Source organism: Pectobacterium sp. PL64, assembly GCF_022477975.1.
In the GTDB taxonomy this organism is placed as follows: domain Bacteria; phylum Pseudomonadota; class Gammaproteobacteria; order Enterobacterales; family Enterobacteriaceae; genus Pectobacterium; species Pectobacterium jejuense.
This window is the reverse complement of the sequence record NZ_CP092070.1, coordinates 2,722,010-2,746,808: the sequence shown is the minus strand read 5'-3', so window position 1 is coordinate 2,746,808 and position 24,799 is coordinate 2,722,010. Positions and strand designations below refer to the sequence as shown.

The following is a 24,799-nucleotide window of genomic DNA, read 5'->3' as shown; positions in this document are numbered from 1 at the left end:
GTTCCAGGGGAAGCTGCGCCAGCGCCTGCCATGCTTGCAGGATTTATTGTGCAAAGCCTTCCGGACTGGTGCTTGAGCGAAATGTTGTGACTCTTCATTAAATTTCGCGTCACTATCAGTTGGTACAACAATCACAACGTAAATCCTTTCACATTTGGTAATGAATTTGAAAAGATCCTGCGTGGGTTTTCAAAAGGATACTAACGCCACGAACAAGGGTAACTTATTGTATTTATGTTATTTAAATAACAATAAGTCCGTTATTTATTGAAAGTGGTTATATTCTAACTTCCTGTTATGGCCTGGTGTAGAGCCTAAAATGGAAGTGGTGTTTTCATATTTGAGAGGGGCTGACATCACCTTTATGTAATAGATATTTTCTCCTTCCAGTGATAGCTGTGCCAGACGCAGACGTTCTCATGTCACTGCCTATCTATTTAGAGGGGCAAGGTGCTCTCCCGCACGGGCTTCGCTTCTTCACTTTCTGAAAAATGTTTTCAGGCTGACGCTTGACTAGGTAGAACGATCGTTCTACCATTAATTCATGAACAAAAAGCCGAACGATACCCGAGAAAAAATCCTGGCGACCGCTGAGCAACTTATCTATCAGAACGGCATTCATGCCACAGGCATGGACCTTCTGGTCAAGACCTCTGGCGTAGCAAGGAAAAGTATTTATCGCTATTTCGCGACCAAGGATGACGTGGCAGCCGCCGCGTTGAATGCACGTGATGAACGCTGGATGCACTGGTTCAGAACTGAATGTGATAAAGGCACTACCCCTGAGGAGCGCATCCTGAATATGTTCACTGTACTCAAAGGCTGGTTTGAGTCAGATGGCTTCCGTGGTTGTGCCTTTATTAACACGGCTGGAGAAGTGGGTGACCCTGCCGATCCCGTTCGCCAGATCGCAAAGTTTCATAAACAAAAATTGCTGGATTACACGCTGGAACTCACCGGGCAATTAAACATCGAGCAACCGTCAGCCTTGGCCAAACAGTTGCTGATGCTGATGGAGGGCGCTATCACCATGTCACACGTGATGGGCGATGACAGCGCGGCCGATAGCGCAAGAGAAGTGGCGCAACTGTTGTTGAAGCAGGCCTCTCACTAGGGTCTGAGTTTCAAAAAACCTCGTTCTACTGATATATACCCCAAATAATTCGAGTTGCAGGAAGGCGGCAAGAGAGTGAATCCCGATGAGCTTACTCAGGTAAGTGATTCGGGTGAGTGAGCGCAGCCAACGCACATGCAGCTTGAAGTATTACGGGGATATCCAAATTTTCTGGAGGCTCTACCATGTCCGATAAACAGACTCGCCCGCCACTTCCTCCTTTCACTCGCGAAACGGCGATTGAGAAGGTTCGACTCGCTGAAGATGGCTGGAACAGCCGAGATGCCGAAAAAGTATCGCTGGCCTACACGCTGGACACCAAATGGCGTAATCGCGCCGAGTTTGCAACCAATCGTGAAGAAGCCAAAGGTTTCCTCACGCGGAAGTGGAAAAAAGAACTTGAGTATCGTCTGATTAAAGAATTATGGGCGTTTACTGACAACCGCATCGCCGTGCGGTACGCCTATGAATGGCATGATGACTCGGGCAACTGGTTCCGTTCTTATGGCAATGAAAACTGGGAATTTGAAGCAGATGGCCTGATGCACCGCCGCTTCGCCTGTATAAACGACATGCCGATTAAAGAGAGTGAACGCAAGTTCCACTGGCCGCTGGGTCGTCGTTCGGATGATCACCCAGGTCTGTCGGAGCTGGGCCTGTAAAGTTCTACATTTTCTTCCGATAAGCCCCGACGACTGTCTCAGCCGGAGGCTTTTTCTCAACCTAAACATGACAGCGATATATTTCTCGCACTAATGATGCCATTCGTGCCTGCGGAACTCCCTATGCCGCGTGATGAACGTTTATTTCGTGCGGCAAGAGAACTGATGCTCGGCCATCGGTGGGAGGCGGCCTTAATTGACATGGCGGATATTGCGAATATGTCGGAACGTACTTTTTCCCGCCATTTTTACGAGACACAGGTTTCAGCTTCAGAATGTGGAAACAGAGAGCCAGGATATATACACCATTAGATCTTCTATCTAATGGTGTATCTGTTAAACAGATCGCCTACCAACTCGGCTTTTCCTGTCCTGCCGCGTTTTCTGCCGCATTTCGTTCAGTGATGGGCACAACCCCAAGCGAGTTCTAATCTGGCTTTGAGTGTTTCTACTTAATAAATTCACTCACTGTGGGCACAGATGTCTGCCTTTGCTCTTAACTGACGGAGCGGTCCTTTTACCCGACAGCTAAGTGCCAGATGCGGACGTTGATGTCAGTGTTCTCAGGCAGAGGTACACCTGAAATGGCTGCCTCCTGATAAAAGGGCGTTAATTTTGGATGTTATTTTTCATATCCGTATAAATTAATCCTACCCGATAAGTACTCGCCTAAATATACTTCACTTATTTTATTGAAGCCTTTCTTTGTAACTTCATTTTCTAACCATTCATTGTCTTTATTAAGGATTTCTAACAGATCATGGTTGGCCAAACCGTCCACTATAATTGGGTAGCGTATATTTTCATCGCCACTTTGTATAATGGTTAATTGCCCATTTTGTTCGAGAACGACGCGTTTTAGTTGTTCTATTTCATAAATACCATTTGCTCTTAATTTGAACATTAGGTCATTTGCAGAAACACCGTTACGTAAACACTCCTTAACATTAATGCTGCCATTGTGTACTAAAGTAATCGGTTTCCCATCAATTATTCTTTTAACTAATCGATTGTTTTCTTTCAAGAACTTAAGAGCAAAGACCAAAAGAGTCCATATAATTAGGACCAGAATAAATTGAAGTACTGTTATAGATTCGTTGTAAATTACGCCTCCTATAATTCCCCCCAGTACATAGTTTTGAACCTGGTCCATTGCAGATGAGGGGGCCAGATTTCCTTTCCCCATAAGATTTATTTGAACAATTAAACACAGTATCCCCAGGCCCAACTTTATAATGATAGGTAAATAAATTATCATTTCCACACCTCAGTTTTTTATGATTTCTATTTCTGGGTTTACTAACGAAACCTCTACTAAATTGTATGTTTTTTGATCCGGGCTTAAATTGACGCGATAAAAAACATCACTAATTTTAACGATAATGCCATCAGAGAGTTGTACGGAACTGGAAAATATAGCATTTACATTGCACATCTTTTTTTTGTGATAGGAGCCTAACAAAATTAACCATTTGTGAGGATTGGGAATGTATATTTTGACTATCAGTATAATCAGCATACTGAACACCAGAAATGAAGAGCAAAAACAAGAAAAATATGATTGTTAAGTCACGATATTTAGTTTTCAGGCGATGACGCATATACAGACTAAAAACAACGATCAAGATAAATAAAGTACTAAATATAACGATGTATTTTAAATAATCATTGATATTAGACTGCATTTGTAAATAATCTATGCTATAAAATCTCATATAAGTTTAATCCCTAACCCCTCAAAACCACATTTTTATTATAGTAAAAAACTGCCATTATCCGTTATGGTGTTACTTAGCAGCTAATTATTAGTTATCAGCTGAAATTTGTCATTATCCTTAAGCCAACTATAGTAACTTGCTTGTTATGACTCAAGGCATCTCAATGTTAGTAGCATTCAGAACTTCTGCTCTTCGCTCAAAGCAGACAACCCCGACGAGATCTTAAATCCGGGGAGAGTCGCTGAATAATACCTCTGAACGGCCTATAAACCCCGGCGACTCAATCTCCCCGAGCAGACGTTGGGACTTATCGTTATCCCATTGAGTGAGTCATGGAAAGTAACTTCCTCCATATAACCTCACTCAATGCGATGCCACTTTCGAAAGGATATGAATCACCCGCACACCCGCGCAGAATCATCGATTCCTGAGCGTTTCTCCTGTGTGGGATATCAGCGTTCATACTCCCATTTCGGAATCACGCAGCCTTTAGGGCCGGGGGCGGTCTGTTTTCCGTTCTCATCGAAACGGGTTTCACAGCCTGTGGTCAGCCTGCCGTCTTTCCAGACTCCGCTGCTTTTGACTTTGCCATCGGGGTAATAACAGGCGCTTTCGCCCTGGCGCAGCGCGCCCTGATAATCTTTGTACTCTTTACCATCGACCACCAACGGTTTGAAACCCTGCGCGCGACTAATGCATTGCATCTGGCCGTTAGGGTAGTAGCTGATTTGGGTGTAGCTGTCATCGGTGCCGATACGCGTTTCATCCTGACGCTGACCGTTCGCATACCAGGTATTATTGGTTTGCTGGCGGTTGAACAGATAATCGGCTTCGGTGAGGGGAGTGCCGTCAGGGTTGAAGGTTTGCTGTTTACCGCAGTAGCCGCGGCCGCTCATCGACAGAGGGCAGTAATTGCGCTCGGTAATTTTGACGCCAGTGGCGGTAAATTCCTGCATCAGTCCGACTTCATAACCGTGGTCATAGGTCGATACGGACTTCGGTTTTCCGTCAGGGAAATTATAGATATACAGGCCGTCGAGTTCGCCATTGCGGTAGCCGCGATCGGCGCGCAGAGTGGTGCCATCGTCATAATATTCGATTTCACGGCCCTCCAGTCTGCCCATGACATAGTCAGCCTGATAAACCATTTTTCCGGCAGCGTTGAACTTCTGGTACAAACCGTGGGGAAGATTATCTTTATAATGAATGATTTGTGTCAGATGGCCTTTCTCATCACTCCAGCGCAGTTCTCCCTGCTTTACGCCAGCGATCAGTTCGACCTGCTGGATCTCGCCGTCAGCCGTCTTGAGTTTCCACATACCGTTAGCCACGCCTTTCACAAACGGGCCCTCGCCGTTTTCGGTGATCCACATGCCTTCAGGCTGGTCATCAACATAATCGCCCTTCGAGCGCAGCACACCCGCCAGACGGCGCTCGCTTGGGCCATGACGCTGGCCATTGAGGTAGGTATCGAAGCCACCCAGCTCTGGCGTATTGCCATCCATGCCGTCGGTGATCTCCCAGCGGCCTTCACGTTCATCGTTTTTCATCAATCCCGTTGCCGTTTCTTGCCCATCGCTGATGGTCCACTGGCCTTGCTGTTGTCCCGCTATATAGCTACCTGAACTGGCGAAGTTCTCGCCGACGGTAGTCCATTTTCCGTCAGGAACGCCATGCAGGAAAAAACCTTTTACTAAGCCATATTGCGCCGAGTAATAGACATAAGGCCCATTCTCGCTGCCGCTGAATTTAGCCGGGTCTGCTTGCCAACTGATGGCTGTCGCGCGAAATCCGGGTGTTGTGCTGTCTTCCACGCGACGGAAGGTTACGGTGAGAAATAAACCGTCTTTTTCCGCGAAGGTTTTTTTATAGGCGTAGACGTTGTCTGCTGGCTGTTTCGCGGCATGAGAAGGTGTGCCATCGTCAAGATACCAGCCGACAACGTTGCCCTGAGTAAAGTCGATGTTATCGAAATCGTGATTATCGAACTTAGGGTACTGCGCGCTGTAGTCATAAGGAGGGAGCTTGCCGAGGGTGCGTTTCACCAGCGTTGAATTGAGACCCTTATTCTCGCGAACCAGCTTGTCCAGAACCGGCTGTAAACTTAGCACCGGAATATAGCTGCCGTCTTCAATGTAACGCCAACCGCGCAGGGCGAACTTGCCCTTGCTTTTACTCAACACCAGCGTGATTTGACCAGCCTGGTCTACGTCGGCATAAAACACGGATTCGATGGTGGAATCGGGGAAGGTACCGAGCAGGTGGGGAAGGTGATCGACACTGTGATCCTCTTCGCTACAGAAGCAATAATAGCCTTTGACCGCCTGGTTTTCCTGAATGAAAACCAGAAGGGTGCTGCTTTCGCGTGCGCCCGAAATAATCGGATGCGCCAGCGTTTTACCCGCGTAAAAAGGGTGTGCGGTGTCGTCCGGGGCGGCGATAGCCGTGCTGACCCCTATGACCATATTCAGTAGTAGGATGCCAAACAGTAACTTTACGGCTTTCATTCCCTGACCTGCTCTTTTGAAAAAGTGGCGCTTAGGTTACATGAAATGTTTCTGACGGTTAATATTTCGTTGAATCAATTCGTTGTTGAACGTAGCGCCTCAATCACTGCGCGTACAAATACGCCTCATACCAGCGGCTGAGCTGTTCGGTTACCGGGCGGTGTTCGGGGTTAAACGGGCGACCATCCAGCGCTTTTACCGGGGTGATGCCCGCCAGCGTGCCGGTGACGAAGGCTTCATCGGCGGTGAGTGCTTCTGCTAGCGTAAAATCTTGAGTCTTAACCTTCAGCCTGTTGGCCTCTGCAAGGTTGATAATGGTCTGACGGGTAATGCCGTTGAAGCAGTAGCGTCCCGACGACGTCCACAGTTCACCGCGGCGGACGATAAAAAAGTTGGTGGAGTTACAGCTGGCGACAAAGCCGTGCGGATCCAGCATCAGCGCCTCATCGGCACCGGCCTGCAACGCCTGTAGCAGCGCCTGAATAAGATTGAGTCGACTGTGCGAATTCAGCCGCAGATCGAAGACGTCTGGCGTACTGGTGCGATAGGTCGAGGTAAACAGCGTTAGTCCGCGTTTTTTCGCCGCCGTATCGACGATCTTATACTCCGCCACGCACACGACCGTTGCGCCGCCGATAATAAAGCGGGGATCCTGATTCGGCGTATGCTTTTTCCCTCGGGTAATCATCAGGCGAATATGCGCGCCATCGGTCATACCGTTGATGGCGAGCGTTTGATAGAGAATGTCGGTCAGTGCTTCCCGGCTATGGCCGATATCCAACTGGATCGCGGCGGCACCGTCGAACAGACGATCCAGATGGGCATCCAGCGCAATCAGGCGGCCGTTAACCAAACGCAGGCCTTCCCATACGCCGTCGCCGCACACGTAGCCGGAATCAAAAATCGACACCACCGCGTTGTCGCGATGAACAAACTCTCCATTCACATACACCTGTACGTCGCTGTTACGCGGATCCTGCAAATAGGCCTGGCTGCTCTGGCTGGATAATGTGGGTTGCATCGTGCTGTTCCTGAATGTGAATGTGAGTTAAAAGGATCGCTCGGCAAAGCGGGCAAGAAAGGCCTGGGTACGCGGCTGCTGCGGGTTTTTGAGTATCTGTTCGGCGCTGCCCATTTCATGGATCACGCCGTTTTCGATAAACACGACGCGATCGGCGAAGTGATAGGCAAACCCCAGTTCATGGGTGACCAGCAGAAGGGTGCGACCTTCCTCCGCGAGTGCACGGATGGTGTGCAGCACTTCGCCCACCAGTTCTGGATCCAGTGATGATGTGGGTTCATCAAACAGCATGACTTCTGGCGACATCGCCAGCGCCCGAGCAATCGCCACCCGCTGCTGCTGACCGCCGGACAGGCTGCCGGGGCGCGCGTCTTGTTTGTTGCCCAGCCCGACCTTTTCCAACTGTGCTTTGGCGATGATATCCGCGTCATGCCGTGGCATTTTCTTCACCGACAGCAGCGCTTCACGCACATTCTCCAGCACGGTCATATGGGGAAATAGGTTGAATTGCTGAAACACCATGCCTACGCGTTCCCGCACGGCGCACAACTGCTTTTCTGGGTAGTCGCGCTGGCCTTGCGCATTGGTTTTTCCCAGTACCACGCCATCCAGTTCGATGGTGCCAGCGCTGGGGATCTCCATAAAATTCAGGCAGCGCAGCAGGGTGCTTTTTCCCGAACCGCTGCCGCCGATGATGGCAATTTTTTCGCCGCGCCGTACATCCAGATCGATCCCTTTCAATACCTCAACGGCACCGAAGCGTTTCTGGAGTCCGCGAATGCGCAGGACGATATCGTCATTCAGAGCTTCATTTCCACTCAACGTATTATTTTCACTCAAACTAATAGCTTCACGCATAGCAATCCTGTGGTGCTGTCAGACTAGGGGGTTGAACGGAAACGACGTTCAAGTCGTGCGGCAAGGTAACTCCCTGGCCAGATCAAAATGAAATAGAGCAGTGCGACCACCGTCAGGATTTCCAGCGGACGATAATAGGTGCTGCTCAGCAGCCGTCCCTGATACATCAGCTCGTTGACGGCCAGTATCGAGGCCAGCGAGGTCACCTTGGCCAGTTCGATCATCCGGTTGGTGAGGGCGGGCAGCATGTTGCGTAATACCTGCGGCAGAACCACGCGCCGCAGGATCACCGCCTGCCGCATGCCCAGCGCTTTTGCGCCTTCCCACTGCCCGTGGTCGATGGATTGCAGCCCTGCGCGGAAAATTTCCGTACAGTACGCGGCGCTATACAGCGTCAAAGCCAGTGCCGCGGCAGCAAAGGTACTGAACTGCACACCGACCAGAACCGGGAAAGCGTAATAAAACCAGATCAGTTGGATCAGGACGGGCGTATTACGGAAGATTTCGACAAAGCATCTGGCGGGCAGCGACAGCCAGCGTTTGCCAAATACGCGAAACAGACCGAGAACTAGCCCCAGCACGGTGCCCAGCACACCGGCCAGCAACCAGAGTTCGAGCGTGACGCCAAGGCCTTTCAGCAGCACGGGAAGGTTGTGCCAGACCAGCGAGAAATCCCATTGATAGTGCATGATGTTCCTTACGCGAGCCGACGATCTGCCAGCGACAGCCGTTTCTCAATATGTTGACTGAACAGGCTAATCAGCAGCAGCAGGGTGAAATACATCACCGCCACCAGACTGTAGACTTCCAGCGGTCGGTAGGTCTGGCTGTTGATCTGCATCGCCTGATAAAGCAGCTCGCTGTAGGCCAGTGATGACGCCAGCGACGTGGATTTGATGAGTTCAAACGAGCGTTCAATAAACGGCGGGATCATCCGGCGTAACGCCTGCGGGAGAATGACCCGACGCAGCGCGGTCGATTTTGGCATGCCCAGCGCTTTAGCCCCTTCCCATTGCCCCGCGTGAATTGAGGAAATCGCGCCACGATAAACTTCGGCATAAAAGGCACCGGACTGGGCGGACAGCGCGATTACGGCGGCGGTGAAAGGCGAAAACGTTAACGGCGTAATGACGGGCAGGGCGTAGTAAATCCAGAAAAAATGCACCAGCGCGGGCGTATTACGATAAAAGCCAATCAACATCGCGGCGGGCAGGCGCAAGAGCCGCCGAGGCGACATTTTCATGGCGGCGAGCACCATGCCAGCGACCATCCCGATCAGGATGCTGGTGGCACCGATCTTTATCGTTCCCCATAGCCCCTCCAGCAGCAGCTGGTGATAGGGCCAGATGGCGGAAAAATCCCACTGATACGACATAAGCAGACTGCCCCTGGAAAGTGCGTAATTAGGAAATACGTTTCTTATTTTGTTAGAACCGATGCATCTTAGCAGGTCGAAAAAATGATAAATAAATAATAAAACGTGGTGCTAATATTCCTTTTATTTATAAAAGAATGGCGGAATGCCGATGTCTCACGCTGCTGAACTTCCTCTGACGTTGCGCCTCGCGACCTTTGCCCACCGATTGACGATTCAGGACATTCCCGCTGCGTTAAGACGAAAAATCGTGCTGCATTTTATCGACAGTCTGGGTTGCGGCATTGCTGGTGCGAGTAGCCAGGTGGTGCGGGATTGCGCGCGCGTCACCCGCCTGCACTATGCGGCGGGCAACGTCCCGGTATTGGACGGTGGCGCGCCGCTGGCCGCCATCGGCGCGGCGTTTTTGAATGCGGCGGCGATTAATGCGCTGGATTACGATGATGGCTATGAGGTTGCCGGACGCGGTATGGGGCACCCCGGTGCCACGCTGGTTGCCGCCGTGCTAGCGGCACTCGGATCGCGCCCGATTGACGGCGAAGCGCTGATCTGTGCGCTGGCCGCGGCGTATGAAATTAATGGTCGGATCATTCAGTCTCAGCAACCGAGTCAGGCACGTTTTCAGCAGGTTTACGGTGTGTGTCAGCATGAATCTATCGGGGCGGCGGTGGCCTACGGATTGCTGACGGGATGTGATGCTGAAGGACTAGAGAACGCCATCGGTCTAGCGGCGTCGCTGACGCCGTTGCCCAGCTTGCATAAATACAACTGGCAGCAGCGGCCGCTGGTGTCTTTCAAGGATTACAACGCGCCTGCAGCAGAGTCGGGCGTCCGTGCGGTCGAACTGCATCGCGGCGGGATTATCGGGCCAAGAGATGTGCTGTCCGGCGAACAGGGATTCTGGCGCATGATGGGATCTGACCGCTTTGATGAAGCGGCATTAATTGCTGGTTTGGGAGAGCGGTGGGCAATCCAGCACGCCAGTTTCAAAGTGTATCCGGCCTGCCGTTGGATACATACCGCACTGGAATCCTTCGAACGCGTACAGCACGAGCTGACGCTGTCACCGCAGGCTATTGACCTGATTCGGGTCAAAGGAAGCCAGAGGCTGGCCGCTGATTTTATGGATGCACGGCCGCAAAATGCGACGGATGCACAGTTCAGCCTGCCGTTTGCGCTGGCGTGTCTGGCCTATCGTATTCCGCGCCATCGCTGGAGTGCGGACGACACCTTAACCAACCCAGAACTTCTGGCGTTGGCCGATAAGGTTCACGTTGAGGTTTCTCCCGAACTCGACCAACTGATGGCGCAGGCGCGTCGGCCGGTGTTGCAGGTTGATGTCGTCACGCGGGGAACGGTGGTGAGCGGCGAGCGTATTGCGTTTCCGCTGGGATGCGCAGAACACCCGCTGGCGGAAAGCCGCATCATGGCGAAATTTGCGGAGAATCTCTCATCCCGATTTGCCCCAACAACGGTTGCGGAGGCAACGGCGGCGTTATCCGAACTGGAACAATGTCAGGATGTCGCCGCGCTGCTGACCCCGCTAATGCAGATGTCCTGACTCCGTTCAGGACTGTCGCGTTAACCGTTTCCGAGTTATTTCCAATCTTCTTTAATGACCGACGGCACTTTGCTGACGTCCACGCCGCGCAGTTTGAGCGCCTGTTCATAGTAGTGCTGCGTCTTGCCGGATTGATACAGCTTGGCAAACTCGTCATTCAGGAAGTTATGGAAGGTCTGATCGGCTTCTTTACGGATTGCCCCGCTGGTGCTGACCTCAATAATCGGCTTCGGCAGAATCAAATTGCCCTTGCCGACTTTAGCCTGTTGCAGCGCCAGCGCCGGGTGGAAATAGGACAGCGCATCGACCCGACCCGCATAGAATGCCGCCACGCCTTCATCCATATTCGGGAAACGCACTAGCTGCGCTTTTGGCAGGCGTTTGGTCAGAATCAGGTCTGGGCTGGAGCCCAGCGTGACGCCGATTTTAACATCTTCCCGATTGAGGTCGTCCCAGTTGGTCACCGTAATGCCATCGCGAATTAACACGCCTTGTGCATACCAAAAGAAAGGCTGCTCAGGAAAATCGACCGCTTTTTTCCGCTCTTCCGTCGGGTCGAGCACCAGCATGGTATCGATCTGACCGGTTTGTAAGGCGGCGATGGCGTTACCCCACGTGGTTTCCACCGTCACCAGTTTTACCCCGAGGTCTTTTGCCAATTCTTTACCGATGTTATAGCCGATGCCGTCCCATTCTCCGGTCGAGGGATTTTTAAAATACCAGGGCTCGCCCTGTGCCACGCCGATGCGTAACTCACCGGTCTGTTTGATATGTTGCCACGTCGAGGTTTGTGTTTCGGCGGCCTGGCTGAAAAAGGAGGCGCTAATCAGCGTTATCGCCATGAATGCCTGGTGAAGTGAACGTTTCATTATAATTACCTTGGTGATTGAGTTTTAATCGAGGCGATATATTTCGCTCATGCAGAGTAGCGAAATACTTATAGCGAAATTAGTTCTTTTCGCCTTATCTCATTCCAGATGAATATAACGATTCATTGAGAGAAAAATCACGTTGGCGGGCTGTCTGCCTTGCAGTAGGGCGCGGCGTCTGGGGTTGTTCCGTTTATCGCGTCAGGTAGCCGATGAGTATTGCCGCTATTTACCGTGTTTTCCCCCTGCGGCAGGGCATAGCAATAATTTCGCTATGCTTTTTAATAATCGGCAATTAACTCACGGTATGCGGCGTATTAGATGCTACGTGGCAGCGTCATCACGATGGTAAGGCCGTCGTGATGACCGTGTTCTGGCGTATCGCTTTCTGCGTGATTTTTTGCATGGCTTTCTGCATAACTTTCCGCAGAAATCGTGCCGCCATGAGCAGTGATAATGGCTGAGGCGATGGACAGCCCCAGCCCGCTGCCGCCGGAGTGTCTTCCGCGTGAATGCTCGGCGCGCCAGAAGCGGTCGAAAAGCAGGGGCAGCGATTCTGGCTCAATGCCCGGCCCGCGATCGGAGACGGTAATCTGCCAGCACGGTACGTTTTCACGCAGCGTCGTTTCACGCACCTCAATCGCCAGATAGCGGCCATCGCTGGCGTAGCTTAAGGCGTTCTCGATCAAAATAGAGAACACCTGTCCTAACCGTTCGCGGTCGGCAAGACAAAAGTCGTGTTGTTCAATATGCGTCTGCGTCTGAAACCCGGCCTGTTCTAACTGTGGCCGATACCAGGTCAGTCGCTCGGTGATGAGTTCGTCGAAGTAGAAAGGGGTCTGAACCAGTTGCAGTTGCCCGGCTCTGGCGAGCGACAGAAAATGCAGATCCTGAATCACGTGATTGAGCTGTTCGAGCTGTTTGATGACCATCGTCAACTGCGCTTTATCTCGCGGGAAGACGTCATCAAGCATGCCCTGAACGCGGCCCATCGCCGCATTTAACGGGGTACGCAGTTCGTGAGCCAGCGCCGCGCTGGATTCGCGCAGTTCTCGCTCGTAGCGCTCCAGCTGTGCGGTCATGTTGTTAAAGTCGTCTGCCAGCGTCACCAGCTCCATTGGTGCCTGCTCGACCAACTGCGTGCGGGTATCGAATTTCCCTTGAGCGACATCGCGAGCGGCGCTGGCGATGTTGGAAAATTGCTGTGACAGCGGCCGCGCGCGCCACAGCACCACAACCACCATGGTAGGCAAGGCGATCAGCACCATAATGGCGAGCACCAGCCAGTCGCTGCTGGCAATATTCGGCACAAAGAATTCCGGGCCGTAATACTGATTGATAATCTGTTGATAGCGCGGGTTGGCGTAGTCTTTCTGTTCGCTTAATTGCTGAAATTCGGTCCGTATCTCGACCGGCATGTGCTGCTCGACGTAGAGGTTGTTGACGGCGAAACGCAGCCACATGAGGCCCGCGATAATGACCACGGCGGCAAGCAGCAGAGAAATAATGCGAAAGCATAGCCAGCGCCACAACGACATTTTTTCTGACAGAAAGATCGATTTTTTCATCGCAACAATTACCGGAATCGATAGCCGACGGAACGGACGGTGACTAACACATTGATGATGTCGTACTGATTGAGCTTCTTCCTGAGGTTGTGAACGTGGGTGTCCACCACTCGCTCCAGCGCGTCGCTTTCCGGCAGGCTAGCTTCCAGCAGCTCACCACGGGTAAAGGCGCGGTTGGGCGCTTTGAGCAGCGTCACCAGAATGTTGAATTCGGTCGGTGTCAGATCGAGCACCACGGATTCTGATGGCGATACCGCGATACTTGCCGTGACGGAGGTCGGGTCAACCGACAAGTTTTCGAATGTCAGGACTGCATCTTCCCGGATCGCGTAGCCGGTACGTCGCAGTACGGCCTGCACCCGCGCCACCACTTCCTGTGGGTTATAGGGCTTGACGACATAATCATCCGCGCCGTAGCGCAGTGCGCCGATCCTTTCCGGTTCGTCGCCGATGGCCGTCACCATAATCACCGGAATATTACTGCGCTGCCGCAGGGCGGACAGTACCTCTGAGCCATTCATCTTCGGCAGCATGACGTCCAGCAAAATCAAATCGGGTTTACTGGTCAGCGCCATGTGCAGACCTCGTTGCCCATCAGACGCGATAGACACCTGATAGCCATCGCGCCGCAGATAGGCCTCAAGCACGCTGGCAGCATCCATATCGTCTTCAATAATCAACACCCGTTTTTCTGCCATCGGACCCTCTTGATGAAATCTTAAAAAACCACAAAGCGTTTCTTGACTAAACGTCAGCATAATCCGCCGCGACGCTGAAAAGCCAACAGCAATCACGCTACACCCGCCGGGGAAACGCCACGGTGCAAGATTACCGCGTAAAAGAGGGGATGTATGAACATAACAAAAATTATTTTATCCACCTGCCTGTCCGCTGTCGCGCTGTCCAGTGCGGCCGTTGCTGAAGCTGCAGAAGACGCTGCGCCTTCATTCTGGGGTGACCACACGGATGTTGTCGTGGGTGTCGCTGCCCAGAATGCGCCGCGCTACAGAGGAAGCAAAGATCGTCAAACCACTGCGCTGCCTGTGCTGACCATTCAACGCGGCGCACTTTATGTTGATTCCACGCACGGTATTGGCTGGCAATACCAGTCACCCTCCGGTTTTTATCTCGACCACGCGATTGGTTACGACCTGGGAAGGGATGACAAAAACAGCCAGTGGCGCGCGGGTTCAAACCGGCTGAAAGGGATGGGCAAGGTTAAAGGATCGGTAACGACCACGCTAACGGCGGGGTATCAGTTTGCGCCCTGGCTGGCGCTGGAAGCGAGCGGCGAATTTGCGCTGAGCGAAAGAGATAGGGGAAATCAGTACCGCATCGGAGCAAAGAGCACGGTGTGGCAGTCCGCGACAAAAGACGATGTGCTGGCGCTGTCGGCGGACGTGTTGATGGGGGATGCCCGCTTTAATCAAACCTACTACGGCGTGACGCAGCAGCAGAGTATCCGCTCTGGGTTGGCGGCCTATCGTGCTGGGAAAGGCGTTTACGGCTATGCGCTGGGCGTGAACTGGACGCATCAGTTTAGCCCCGCGTGGTCAACCAACGTCGGGGTGACCTCAACCTGGCTCACTGACAAAGTCGCGGACAGTCAGGTTGTGGAACGACGTAATGATACCGGCGCCACGCTGGCCGTTCTGTATGCGTTCTGAGGTTATCTGATGAGTGAGAGGACGTGATGATGGTCAGCCGTTTTGCTTTTTGTCTGCTGTCGGCCGTGTTGCTTAGCGGCTGTGACAGCGCTGATGATGCGCCCGCGTCACCGCCCGTCAGGCCGGTAAAAACGCTGGTGGTTATGCCGGCGATGAGTCGGGAACCGGTGACGTTGACGGGGGAAGTCCGCCCGCATGAAGAAACCGCGCTAGGTTTCCGGCTGGATGGTCGCATCCTGAATCGTCTGGTGGATGTCGGGGCGTCGGTGAAGCGCGGCGATGTAATTGCGACGCTCGATGCACGCGACAGTGAAAACCAGTTGCGCAGCGCGCAGGCGGATTTAGCCAGCGCAGTCTCGGCGGAACGGCTGGCAAAAAGCAACTTTTCCCGCATGAAGGCGCTGGCACCGGGCGGGGCGATTGCGCGGGTGCAGCTTGATGAAGCGCAGGCGAACTGGGACGCGGCGGTTTCCCGCCGTGAAAGTGCGCAGGCAACGGTGAAAGGCGCACAGGAACGCTTCGGTTTTACGCAGCTCACGGCCGCGCAGGATGGGATTATTACGACGGTCAGCGCCAATCCCGGTCAGGTGGTGAGCGCCGGACAAGAGGTGGTGAAGCTGGCCTCCCTCGGCGGGCGCGATGCGGTGTTTGATGTGCCGGAACGGCTGGTCAATCAGTCACTTTCCTCGCGCGTTATCCGCGTTTCGCTGCTGTCTGAGCCGAGCGTTCAGGCTGAGGGGCGCGTGCGGGATATCAGCCCGCAGGCCGATCCCGTTACGCGAACCTTCAGGGTGAGAGTCACGTTAACCTCGCCACCCATCGCGATGGTATTGGGTGCCAGCGTGAATGGCGCGATACAGCAGTCCGACGCGGCTGTTATTGAACTGCCAGCGTCTGCGCTCACGCGGCAGGGAGATCAACCTGCGGTCTACGTCGTCAATACCACAACCCAAACCGTGCGTTTGCAGCCGGTTAATGTGGCGCGCTACAGCGACACGGTGATCTTCATTGCTGGGGGATTGGAGCAGGGCGATCGCGTGGTGACCGCTGGCGTCAGTAAGCTACGGCCAGATGAAAAAATTCGGCTGGATGAAGAGGGGCGTCGCTGATGGCACAAGAACCGCAATCGACCGCACGCTTTAATCTGTCCGCCTGGGCACTGGCGCATCAGCAACTGGTCGCGTTTATGATGCTGGTGATTATGGCGGCAGGCGTGATGAGCTATCAACGTTTGCCCCGTAACGAAGATCCAGCATTTACCATCAAGTCTGCCGTAGTGTCTGCCGCCTGGCCGGGCGCGACGGTGAGCGATACCGTCAATTTCGTCACCGATAAGCTGGAGAAAAAATTACAGGAAACGCCATACCTCGATTATGTTGAGAGCTACACTCGAGCCGGGGAGGCGGTGGTTTTCGTTAACTTGCGTGATGACACGCCGCCGTCTGCCGTGCCGAATATCTGGTATACGGTGCGTAAGAAAATGACGGACATCGCTAGCTCACTTCCCGATGGCGTCAGCCCGCCCGCCGTTAATGACGAGTTTGATGATACGTTCGGGACGATTTATGGCTTTACCGCCGACGGCTTTTCGCCGCGGGAACTGCGCGATCGCGTCGAGGATATTCGTTCGGCGCTATTGAGCGTGCCGGATGTTGGTAAGGTCGACATGCTGGGCGTGGAAGAAGAACAGATTGTGGTGACGTTTTCTCCCCGACGTCTCGCTGGGCTGGGGTTAGATCCGCAGCAGGTTATCGATTCACTGAAAGCGCAGAATGCGGTCACGCCCGCCGGTATTATTCGCACCGAGGACGATAAGATTGCCGTGCGCGTCAGTGGGGCGTTTACCTCCGAGCAAAGCCTGCGTCAGATTACGTTGCGCATTGGCGGCAAGTTTGTCCCGCTGGTCGATATCGCCATGATTAACCGTGAAACGGCAGATCCGCCGTCGCCGACGTTTCGGGTGAATGGCGAGAAAGCCATTGGATTGGCGATCTCGATGGCGCCCACTGGCAATATGCTCAATTTCGGTCAGGCGATTCGTGAAAAAATGAACACGCTCTCTGCGCAACTGCCGCATGGGATCGAAATGACGCGCGTGGCCGATCAGGCCGAGGTGGTGAAAGGCGCAGTCGGCGGCTTCGTGAAAGTGCTGCTGGAAGCGGTGGCGATTGTGCTGGCGGTGTCGTTTGTCTCCCTCGGCAGCCGAGCCGGACTGGTGGTGGCCGCTTCTATCCCGATTGTGCTGGCGATGACCTTTATTGGCATGGAAATCACCGGTATCGGGCTCTACAGCGCATTTCGCTGGGGGCACTGATTATCGCACTAGGGCTGCTGGTCGATGATGCCATGATTACGGTGGAAGCGATGGTATCGCGGCTGGAACAAGGCTGGGATCGCAAACGGGCGGCGGCCTGGGCCTATGAAAGCACGGCGTTTCCAATGCTAACGGGGACGCTGGTGATGATCGCTGGGTTTATTCCGGTGGGGTTTGCCGCATCCAGCGCGGGCGAATACTGCTTTTCGCTCTTTGTCGTGGTTCTGATTTCGCTCCTGAGTTCCTGGATCGTCGCGATTCTCTTTTCGCCGTTGCTCGGTGTCTGGCTGTTGCCAAAAACGTTTAGCCACCATCACGACGAACTGGGGCGGTTGGGACGACTCTATCGTCAGTGGCTACAGCGCGCACTGGCAAACCAGGGAATGACGCTGGTGATCACCCTCATCCTGCTGGTTACTTCACTGTTTGGCGCCACCCGACTGGAAGGCGAGTTCTTTCCGGCTTCCGACAGGCCGGAGCTGCTGGTCAGCCTGACGCTACCGGCGAATGCCTCACAGGCGGCGACGGAAACGCAGGCGAAACGGCTGGAAGCTATCCTGAAAAACGATCCTGATGTTGACCATTTTTCCACCTATGTGGGCTCGGGTGCGGTGCGATTTTATCTCCCGATGGATGTGTTGCTGAGCCATGAAAATATCGCGCAGCTGGTGGTGGTGGCAAAAAATCTGGAGGCGCGGGACGCGTTGGCAGCACGGTTAAATCAGGTGCTTGAGCGGGATTTCAGTAACATTGTCGCGCGGGTGTCTACACTGGAGCTGGGGCCACCGGTCGGCTGGCCGCTGAAATATCGGGTGGCGGGGCCAGATAGTCATCGTGTCCGCGATATCGCACAAGGGCTGGCGAGCCTGGTGGGGAAACAGGCTGATGTGCGTGAGGTGAATCTGACGGCAGGTGAACCTGAGCGTACGGTGAACGTGGTGCTGAATCAGACCGAAGCGCGCGCCGTTGGCATCAGTTCGCAGGATGTGGCCAGTATGCTGGCGGCGATATTTTCCGGTTCGACGCTGACGTCGGTACGCGATGGCAATCGGCTGGTGGACGTGGTGATTCGCGGCACGCCGCAGGAGCGCAGAGACGTCGCGACGATCGCCAATCTGCAAATCCCGATTGCGGAGGGGCGTTCCGTCCCACTGGGGCAGATCGCGACCGTGGCGTATGGTGTTGAGGATCCGATTATTTGGCGGCGCCAGCGCGAGCCGTTTATTACGGTGCAAATGGATGTCGCGCCGGGCGTGCGGGCACCTGCGCTGTCTGAAAAGCTGGCACCCGAGATTGAACGCTATCGCGCCGCGTTACCGGCGGGCTATCACATCACGGAAGGCGGCGTGGCGGCGGAGTCCGACAAGGGCAATGGTTCCGTGTACGCGGTGCTGCCGGTGACGCTGTTGGTGATGCTGGTGCTATTGATGATTCAGCTACAGCGTATTTCCCGCATGGCGCTGGCATTCCTGACCGCACCGTTCGGCCTGATCGGTATTGTCGCGGCCATGCTGCCGACAGGCACGCCGATGGGGTTTGTGGCGCTGCTGGGGGTGATTGCGCTGGCGGGCATGATCATTCGTAACGCGGTTATTCTGATTGGCGAGGTCGATCTGAATGTGAAAAACGGACAGCCCGCGACAGAGGCGATTGTGAATGCGGCCAGTCATCGTTCACGCCCGATTATACTGACGGCGCTGGCGGCGATTCTCGGCATGATCCCGATTGCACATCAGGTATTTTGGGGGCCGATGGCGTACGCGATTATCGGCGGGTTGATGGTGGCAACGCTGCTGACACTGCTTGCACTGCCCGCGGCGCTGAGCCTGCTCATGCAGTGGGAAGGGCGGAAAACGGCAAATCCTACGGTGTAGGTGAAACGTCGGCAGGTCGTGGCGCGACGAGTGGTCGCCACAACCTGCCGACACGCCGTTACTGATCGACGACGGAACCGTCGACGTGCAGTCGGGTTTTCAGGCCACGACGGCGATAAGGGAAGCGGTTCTCCAGATCGTCCGCCAGCTCGATGCCGATGCCGGACTGCGTTGGTATCTCCATAAATCCGTCCACGCATTTGAAGGTGTTCTTCACCACGTCTTTCTTACGTACGCCATTCTCTACGCCTGTCGCGCCAAATTTTTCCGACAGTGCCGGCTGGTCATCCCCCGGATATTCCAGCAGCGCAAAATTCGGAATGCTGACGGCGATCTGCAAGCAGGCCGCAGTAGACACCGGGCTGAGTGGGTTGTGTGGCACCACCATCAAATCGTTGGCTTCTGCCAGCGCGGCCACTTTTTTCGCACCGGTAATGCCGCCGCACATGCAGACGTCAGGGCGCACATAGGCGACGGCGTTGCGGCGAATCAGCATCGCGAACTCCTGCGGGTTATTCAGGCGTTCACCGGTGGCGATAGGAATATTGATTTTGTCGGCTACTTCCGCCATCGAATCGAAGTTATCTGCACCGATAGGGTCTTCAATAAAATAGGGATAAAACGGCTCAATGCCGCGAGCGAACACCACGGCATCGGCGGGTTTCAGACGGCGGTGAACTTCGATACACAGGTCGACATCGTTACCGACCGCTTCCCGATAGAGGCCGATGCGTTCAATGGCTTCACCGATCTCTTTGGCGTGGGTGGTGAAGTAGGGCGCGTCGCGCGACTCATCCAAAAAAGGCGTGAGGTGACCAATCGCGGTAAAACCGTCAGCCTTGGCTTTTTTCAGGTTGGCGATGGTTTCTTCTGTGGTGCGACCGCCTGCATGCGCATAAACACGCGCTTTGTCGCGGCAGCGTCCGCCCAGCAGGTTATAAACCGGTGTATCGTAATACTTGCCCGCGATATCCCACAGGGCGATATCGATGGCGCTGATGGCACCCATGATCGCGGCACCGCGGAAATGCCAGCAGCGATACATATACTGCCAGTGGTGTTCAATTCGCAGCGGATCTTGCCCAATCAGATACGTGCGCAGTGCCTCGACGGCACCTTTGGAGGCATCGAGAAAGCCCCAGGCACCGGATTCGCCAATGCCCGTCAGCCCCTCGTCAGTGGTGACCTCAACAAACATATATCGATTCGCGAGAATCACGCGCACGTCGGTAATTTTCATCAATGCTTTCCTTAAGTTAGCCTGCTTAGCATTGAGTCTAATCACAAAGGCGTGCGGGTTGTCAACGCTGGCGTCCGCGACGGTAGCCGTCTTCGAACGCCGGATGACTTAGAGGTGCCCCGACAGGCGCTGGTGGATTTTGGTGCTATGGGTATCCAGCCCGACGATCGTGACCTTCGCATCGTAGCGATGATAGCGGGTTTCGATCGCGTCGAGTGCCGCCACGCTGGAGGCATCCCAGATTTGGGCGTGCGTCAGATCGATGGTGACGTTTTGCGGGTCTTGCGCATAAAGAAAGTGCTCGAAGAGATCGTTACTGCTGCCGAAGAAGAGCGGCCCGCGTACCGTGTAGTGCACCGACTGCCCGTCTTCGCTCACCTGACGCTCTGCGTGAATGACGTGCGCCACGCGGCGGGCAAACAGCAGGATGGCAAAGATCACGCCACCCGCCACACCGATAGCCAGATTCCCTGTCGAGACAGTCGCGACAACCGTCACGATGACCACCAGCGTTTCCGACAGCGGCATACGCTTTAGCGTCGTCGGATGCAGGCTGTGCCAGTTCATTGTTTTCAGCGCGACGATCATCATAATGCCGGCCAGCACCACCATCGGAATCTTCGCCATGATTTCGCTCAGCCCGGTCACCAGCAGCAAAAGCACCAGCGCAGCGGCGAGGGTGGAAATGCGCGTACGGGCTTTGCCTAACTCCACGTTGACCACGGTCTGCCCGATCATCGCACACCCGGCAATACCGCCATAAAACCCGGAGAAAATATTGGAAATGCCCAGCCCCCAGCATTCGCGACGCTTGCTGGACGGCGTATCCGTGATGTCGTCGACCAGTTTGGCGGTTAACAGCGACTCCATCAGCCCGACAAACGCGATACTCAGCGCGGTCGGCCAGATGATGTGCAGCGTTTCAAGATTGAACGGCACCAGCCACTGGGTGAAACCTGGCAATCCCGGCTGCATAGGGCCAGCATCGCCGACGTTAGGCACCGTGATACCGGTAAACATGGCAATCGCGGTCACCGTCACAATGGCCACCAGCGGCGCGGGAATGCTTTTCACCACGTAAGGCAGCAGCAGAACAATCGCGAGCGTCAACGCAAACAGCAGCCAGACAAGCGAGGATTGCCCGTAAATATGCGGCACCTGTGCGGCAAAAATCAGGATGCCCAGCGCATTCACGAAACCGATCATCACCGAACGGGGGATGTAGCGCATCATCCTCGCCAGTCCGGCCAATCCAAACAGGATCTGGATGATCCCGGCCATGATCACCGCCGGCAGAATATAGGCTACGCCGTGCGCGTGTACCATCGGGCCGATGACCAGCGCCACGGCACCTGCCGCCGCCGTCACCATCGCTGGTCGGCCGCCGAGAAAGGACATGGTGAAGCACAGCACGATGGAGGCGAACAGGCTGACTTTGGGGTCAACTCCCGCAATGATGGAAAAGGAAATCACCTCTGGGATAAGCGCCAGTGCGGTGATGGTGCCCGCCAAAACCTCGCGCATCAGCAGCGAGGGCGAGCGTAATACAGCAAGCGTTGACGTGGCAGAAGGCGCTGGCGTCGGCGTGGCGTCGGGTGATGAGATCATAGGTGCAGGCTCTTACTTTTTCTTATTTATCGGTCGATGACGAAAGGCGGAAGAGGATAAATTATCGGCAGTATAAAAGATACTGTCCGTCATCGGCCGGCAAGGAAAAGTTAGTAGGAAAACGAAGGAGCGGATAGCGCGTCGTTCTATCCGCCCGCTCGTTGTGTTTTCTCCGTCAGTAATTAGGCGTCAATCGCCAGAATGGCCATAAACGCGTCGCGTGGAATGTCTCGTTTTGAGAACCCAACGTTGTGCTTTTTATTTTCTCGTTGTTTACGGATCAGTCGCTGTTTCTGCGACAGGCTGCCCTGAAAACCTTGTGCCAATGCGCTTTTACGCAGCGGGGGAATGTCTTCGCGTGCGATAACGCGATTACCGATTTTTGCCTGAGCAGGAACGGGATACAGCTTACGCGGAATCACGTACTTCAACGCTTTCACGATCTCGGTTGCCCGCGCCCATGCCTTATGACGGGCGATAATGAAGGAAAAGGCATCGATCAGCTGGCTATCGAGGTAGATATCGCAGCGCACTAAATCGGAACGTCGGTAGCTACCAGGTTCATAATCCAGCGTGGCATAACCTTGTGTGAGCGATTTCAGTGCATCAAAAAAACCGAAGATCATCTCATTGAGCGGCAAATCCCAGTGTAATGTCACGCTACCGTTATCGAGATATTGCATGTCGATAAACTCTCCACGGCGCGAGGTGCAGTACTCCATCAACGTGCCGACATAGGCGTTCGGCGTGTTAATGGTGCAGATAACATAGGGTTCTTCGACGAAGTGCAACACGTCCTCTCCGGGGAAATGGGCCGGATTATCGATAGTCAGGCATTGGCCGTTATGTAACGTGACGCGGTATTCCACGCTGGGCGCGGTGGCAATCACGGAGATACCGTATTCACGCTTGAGCCGTTCACGAACAATATCCATATGTAACATCCCAAGAAAACCACAGCGGAAGCCTGCACCCAGTGAGGCGGAAACATCGGGAACCCAGTGCAACGCCGCATCGTTAAGTGACAGCTTATTCATGGCGTTACGCAAGCCTTTCAGATCGTCGTCCGCATCGGGATAGAGCCCAGAAAACACCATCGGCTTCATGTCCTGATAGCGAGCAACCGGTTCTGTCGCGGGGTGTTCGGCTAGCGTCAGCGTATCGCCCACTCGGATGGCGGCGGCGTCTTTCAACCCAGCAGCGAGATAACCGACTTCACCGTTTCCCAACGCGGCGCAAGATTGACGATGGGGGAAAAAAGCGCCGGTTTCGGTGACCTCAAAACGTGTTCCTGATGACATAAAATGTAGCGTTGAACCAGCCTGAATACCGCCATCCACCACGCGCACATGCATGATGGCCCCCTGATAGGGATCGTAATGTGAATCAAACACCAGCGCGCGTAGCGGGGCATCGGCGAGCCCTGTTGGTGCCGGAAAATGGTGGGCAATCGCGTTCAGTACCTCGGCCACACCCTCACCCGTTTTGGCAGAGACACTCAGCACGGTGCTGATATCCAACGAGGGAATCGCCGCCAACTGCTGCATCACCTGCGGCACGTTAGCCTGTGGGCTGTCGATTTTGTTCAGAACGGGCAGAATAGTCAGCCCTTGCTGTCGGGCGAGATTGAGGTTGGCGATCGTCTGTGCCTGAACGCCCTGTGTGGCGTCGATCAGAAGAATCGCACCGTCGCAGGCGGCGAGACTGCGGGAGACTTCTGCAGAAAAATCGACGTGCCCCGGTGTATCCACCAGATTGAACTGATACCGCTGACCCTTCTCATCCCAATAACTCATTCGAACGGTTTGCAATTTGATGGTGATGCCACGTTCCCGTTCTATCTCCATCGAGTCCAACAGCAGTTCACGCATGTCACGTTGGGCGACGGTTGCAGTCAGTTCGATAAAGCGGTCGGCGAGGGTGGATTTGCCATGATCGACATGGGCAATAATGCAGAAATTACGAATTTGAGGTGTACACATAGAAAGGGCCTTTCACATCATGATGTCTGGCTCGGTATCGCGTGCGACGTTGAGAACAGACATAGAAATTCGCGCTGAAAAAATTCAGCGAAGATGAAAATCAAAAGATGTAAAAGTGAATAGCCGCGGTAATGATAACGCGTTTTATTTTAGCGCAGCAACAGATGATTATTGCTATGAGTGGCTCCCCGAGAACGAAATACGCAGATCGCGGTATGCGATATCTATTCCAGAGGGCTGCTCACTGAGTTGGGTTTCCCTATGCCGCCGAGGTTCTGACATCCACGTTCTCAGAGGGAACCCCAGAGTCTCTCAGCGCTTTCTTATTTCCGTGATGTACGTGACGGCAACGTGGTCAGCAAAATTGGGAACATCCTCAAAGGCTTCTTTACCCGTTGGCGAGTTGAAGGCGGTAATCGCGTCTTCGATGGAGTCAAACCACAGTTCAGAGAAGCCATCCACCGGGGAGTCTGGGTATTGTTCCCGATCGATAGGATTCAGAACGTATCCCTTTAAGCCCGGCAGGCGCAGGGCGATTTCGGTATGCACCTCATTCCAGTGTTTCACAAACTCGTCAAAGCTCTGACCCTGCTTACGAGTAATAAAACCCACGTGTTTAAAGCCTGCTACTGCTGCCATAACGTTCTCCGGTGTCGATGCCTTCTGGGTTATTCCCGCGATAACTGAGGCTGTCGTGCTCGTGCCGTTGCCTCACGGTTTTTTGCTTTGAGGCATCGCGGTAAATTCGGGCATCACTATGATTGTTTTTTATTTCATGATAAACCGGCTTTCATTCGCCTCTATGTAGACATAAATTCAACAATCACGGCAGGAAGTAAACGGTATCGTGATGCGGAATGC

General features: G+C 53.9%; 18 protein-coding genes and 3 pseudogenes. 7 read left to right on the top strand and 14 right to left on the bottom strand.

Annotated elements, in window-relative coordinates; translation table 11 throughout:
* Window positions 1-544: 544 nt before the first annotated feature.
* The 3 genes and pseudogenes from HP572_RS12365 to HP572_RS12355 form a co-directional block, all read left to right on the top strand.
* Window positions 545-1,114, top strand: coding sequence for a TetR/AcrR family transcriptional regulator (locus HP572_RS12365; protein ID WP_240583342.1), 570 nt, complete (start codon window positions 545-547; stop codon window positions 1,112-1,114).
* Between the two features lie 185 nt (window positions 1,115-1,299).
* The gene (locus HP572_RS12360; RefSeq protein ID WP_240583341.1) at window positions 1,300-1,776 is read left to right on the top strand and encodes a nuclear transport factor 2 family protein; all 477 of its coding nucleotides are present in this window, start codon (window positions 1,300-1,302) and stop codon (window positions 1,774-1,776) included.
* Window positions 1,777-1,887: 111 nt separating this feature from the next.
* Window positions 1,888-2,207, top strand: a pseudogene (locus HP572_RS12355) (helix-turn-helix domain-containing protein); the annotation flags it as partial.
* A gap of 191 nt (window positions 2,208-2,398) precedes the next feature.
* Here HP572_RS12355 and HP572_RS12350 read toward each other — a convergent pair.
* From HP572_RS12350 to HP572_RS12320, 7 genes and pseudogenes are all read right to left on the bottom strand, one after another.
* On the bottom strand, window positions 2,399-3,034 hold the full coding sequence (locus tag HP572_RS12350) for a DUF421 domain-containing protein (protein WP_240583340.1): 636 nt from the start codon (window positions 3,032-3,034) through the stop codon (window positions 2,399-2,401).
* A gap of 9 nt (window positions 3,035-3,043) precedes the next feature.
* Window positions 3,044-3,491: pseudogene (locus tag HP572_RS12345) on the bottom strand (DUF3290 domain-containing protein).
* Window positions 3,492-3,946: 455 nt separating this feature from the next.
* Window positions 3,947-6,001, bottom strand: coding sequence for a hypothetical protein (locus HP572_RS12340; RefSeq protein ID WP_240583339.1), 2,055 nt, complete (start codon window positions 5,999-6,001; stop codon window positions 3,947-3,949).
* A 103-nt stretch (window positions 6,002-6,104) separates the two neighbouring features.
* A complete protein-coding gene (locus HP572_RS12335; RefSeq protein WP_240583338.1) occupies window positions 6,105-7,022 on the bottom strand; it encodes an aminotransferase class IV in 918 nt (305 codons plus the stop codon).
* 27 nt (window positions 7,023-7,049) lie between these two features.
* Window positions 7,050-7,880: an amino acid ABC transporter ATP-binding protein gene (locus tag HP572_RS12330; protein WP_240583337.1), complete on the bottom strand. Its 831-nt coding sequence runs from the start codon at window positions 7,878-7,880 to the stop codon at window positions 7,050-7,052.
* 23 nt (window positions 7,881-7,903) lie between these two features.
* Complete coding sequence (locus HP572_RS12325) at window positions 7,904-8,569, bottom strand: amino acid ABC transporter permease (protein ID WP_240583336.1); 666 nt, start codon at window positions 8,567-8,569, stop codon at window positions 7,904-7,906.
* Window positions 8,570-8,577: 8 nt separating this feature from the next.
* A complete protein-coding gene (locus HP572_RS12320) occupies window positions 8,578-9,255 on the bottom strand; it encodes an amino acid ABC transporter permease (protein WP_181844644.1) in 678 nt (225 codons plus the stop codon).
* Between the two features lie 151 nt (window positions 9,256-9,406).
* Here HP572_RS12320 and HP572_RS12315 point away from each other — a divergent pair, with 151 nt between their 5' ends.
* Entirely contained in the window at window positions 9,407-10,816 is a 1,410-nt protein-coding gene (locus tag HP572_RS12315; protein WP_240583335.1) for an MmgE/PrpD family protein, read from the top strand.
* Between the two features lie 35 nt (window positions 10,817-10,851).
* Here the strand turns inward: HP572_RS12315 and HP572_RS12310 are convergent, their stop codons facing one another.
* The 3 genes from HP572_RS12310 to HP572_RS12300 form a co-directional block, all read right to left on the bottom strand.
* On the bottom strand, window positions 10,852-11,685 hold the full coding sequence (locus HP572_RS12310) for a transporter substrate-binding domain-containing protein (protein WP_095699991.1): 834 nt from the start codon (window positions 11,683-11,685) through the stop codon (window positions 10,852-10,854).
* Window positions 11,686-12,002: 317 nt separating this feature from the next.
* Window positions 12,003-13,253 (bottom strand): cell wall metabolism sensor histidine kinase WalK, encoded by a 1,251-nt coding sequence (locus HP572_RS12305; RefSeq protein WP_240583334.1) that lies wholly within the window; start codon window positions 13,251-13,253, stop codon window positions 12,003-12,005.
* An 8-nt stretch (window positions 13,254-13,261) separates the two neighbouring features.
* Window positions 13,262-13,951, bottom strand: a complete 690-nt coding sequence (locus HP572_RS12300; protein ID WP_095994978.1) for a response regulator transcription factor — start codon at window positions 13,949-13,951, stop codon at window positions 13,262-13,264.
* A gap of 153 nt (window positions 13,952-14,104) precedes the next feature.
* Between HP572_RS12300 and HP572_RS12295 the strand changes: the two genes are divergently transcribed.
* The 3 genes and pseudogenes from HP572_RS12295 (at window position 14,105) to HP572_RS12285 (ending at window position 19,108) form a co-directional block, all read left to right on the top strand.
* Window positions 14,105-14,920 (top strand): MipA/OmpV family protein, encoded by an 816-nt coding sequence (locus HP572_RS12295; RefSeq protein ID WP_240583333.1) that lies wholly within the window; start codon window positions 14,105-14,107, stop codon window positions 14,918-14,920.
* Window positions 14,921-14,946: 26 nt separating this feature from the next.
* Complete coding sequence (locus tag HP572_RS12290) at window positions 14,947-16,029, top strand: efflux RND transporter periplasmic adaptor subunit (RefSeq protein ID WP_240583332.1); 1,083 nt, start codon at window positions 14,947-14,949, stop codon at window positions 16,027-16,029.
* A pseudogene (locus HP572_RS12285) lies at window positions 16,029-19,108 on the top strand (efflux RND transporter permease subunit). The gene HP572_RS12290 and the pseudogene HP572_RS12285 overlap by 1 nt, the downstream one beginning before the upstream one ends.
* 58 nt (window positions 19,109-19,166) lie before the next feature.
* Here HP572_RS12285 and HP572_RS12280 read toward each other — a convergent pair.
* The 4 genes from HP572_RS12280 to HP572_RS12265 all read right to left on the bottom strand — a co-directional run bounded on the left by HP572_RS12280 (window position 19,167) and on the right by HP572_RS12265 (window position 24,577).
* On the bottom strand, window positions 19,167-20,348 hold the full coding sequence (locus tag HP572_RS12280) for a mandelate racemase/muconate lactonizing enzyme family protein (protein WP_205566248.1): 1,182 nt from the start codon (window positions 20,346-20,348) through the stop codon (window positions 19,167-19,169).
* Between the two features lie 108 nt (window positions 20,349-20,456).
* A complete protein-coding gene (locus tag HP572_RS12275) occupies window positions 20,457-21,956 on the bottom strand; it encodes a SulP family inorganic anion transporter (protein ID WP_095699984.1) in 1,500 nt (499 codons plus the stop codon).
* A gap of 182 nt (window positions 21,957-22,138) precedes the next feature.
* Complete coding sequence (lepA, locus tag HP572_RS12270) at window positions 22,139-23,938, bottom strand: translation elongation factor 4 (protein ID WP_240583331.1); 1,800 nt, start codon at window positions 23,936-23,938, stop codon at window positions 22,139-22,141.
* 312 nt (window positions 23,939-24,250) lie between these two features.
* Window positions 24,251-24,577: an EthD family reductase gene (locus HP572_RS12265; protein ID WP_240583330.1), complete on the bottom strand. Its 327-nt coding sequence runs from the start codon at window positions 24,575-24,577 to the stop codon at window positions 24,251-24,253.
* Window positions 24,578-24,799 lie beyond the last annotated feature (222 nt).

Coding starts and splice junctions, on each gene's coding strand:
- HP572_RS12265 (WP_240583330.1), bottom strand. CDS start 24,577: ATGGCAGCAGTAGCAGGCTTTAAACACGTGGGTTTTATTACTCGTAAG.
- HP572_RS12295 (WP_240583333.1), top strand. CDS start 14,105: ATGAACATAACAAAAATTATTTTATCCACCTGCCTGTCCGCTGTCGCG.
- HP572_RS12275 (WP_095699984.1), bottom strand. CDS start 21,956: ATGATCTCATCACCCGACGCCACGCCGACGCCAGCGCCTTCTGCCACG.
- HP572_RS12315 (WP_240583335.1), top strand. CDS start 9,407: ATGTCTCACGCTGCTGAACTTCCTCTGACGTTGCGCCTCGCGACCTTT.
- HP572_RS12290 (WP_240583332.1), top strand. CDS start 14,947: ATGATGGTCAGCCGTTTTGCTTTTTGTCTGCTGTCGGCCGTGTTGCTT.
- HP572_RS12280 (WP_205566248.1), bottom strand. CDS start 20,348: ATGAAAATTACCGACGTGCGCGTGATTCTCGCGAATCGATATATGTTT.
- HP572_RS12335 (WP_240583338.1), bottom strand. CDS start 7,022: ATGCAACCCACATTATCCAGCCAGAGCAGCCAGGCCTATTTGCAGGAT.
- HP572_RS12300 (WP_095994978.1), bottom strand. CDS start 13,951: ATGGCAGAAAAACGGGTGTTGATTATTGAAGACGATATGGATGCTGCC.
- HP572_RS12310 (WP_095699991.1), bottom strand. CDS start 11,685: ATGAAACGTTCACTTCACCAGGCATTCATGGCGATAACGCTGATTAGC.
- lepA (WP_240583331.1), bottom strand. CDS start 23,938: ATGTGTACACCTCAAATTCGTAATTTCTGCATTATTGCCCATGTCGAT.
- HP572_RS12305 (WP_240583334.1), bottom strand. CDS start 13,253: ATGAAAAAATCGATCTTTCTGTCAGAAAAAATGTCGTTGTGGCGCTGG.
- HP572_RS12365 (WP_240583342.1), top strand. CDS start 545: ATGAACAAAAAGCCGAACGATACCCGAGAAAAAATCCTGGCGACCGCT.
- HP572_RS12320 (WP_181844644.1), bottom strand. CDS start 9,255: ATGTCGTATCAGTGGGATTTTTCCGCCATCTGGCCCTATCACCAGCTG.
- HP572_RS12340 (WP_240583339.1), bottom strand. CDS start 6,001: ATGAAAGCCGTAAAGTTACTGTTTGGCATCCTACTACTGAATATGGTC.
- HP572_RS12330 (WP_240583337.1), bottom strand. CDS start 7,880: ATGCGTGAAGCTATTAGTTTGAGTGAAAATAATACGTTGAGTGGAAAT.
- HP572_RS12350 (WP_240583340.1), bottom strand. CDS start 3,034: ATGATAATTTATTTACCTATCATTATAAAGTTGGGCCTGGGGATACTG.
- HP572_RS12325 (WP_240583336.1), bottom strand. CDS start 8,569: ATGCACTATCAATGGGATTTCTCGCTGGTCTGGCACAACCTTCCCGTG.
- HP572_RS12360 (WP_240583341.1), top strand. CDS start 1,300: ATGTCCGATAAACAGACTCGCCCGCCACTTCCTCCTTTCACTCGCGAA.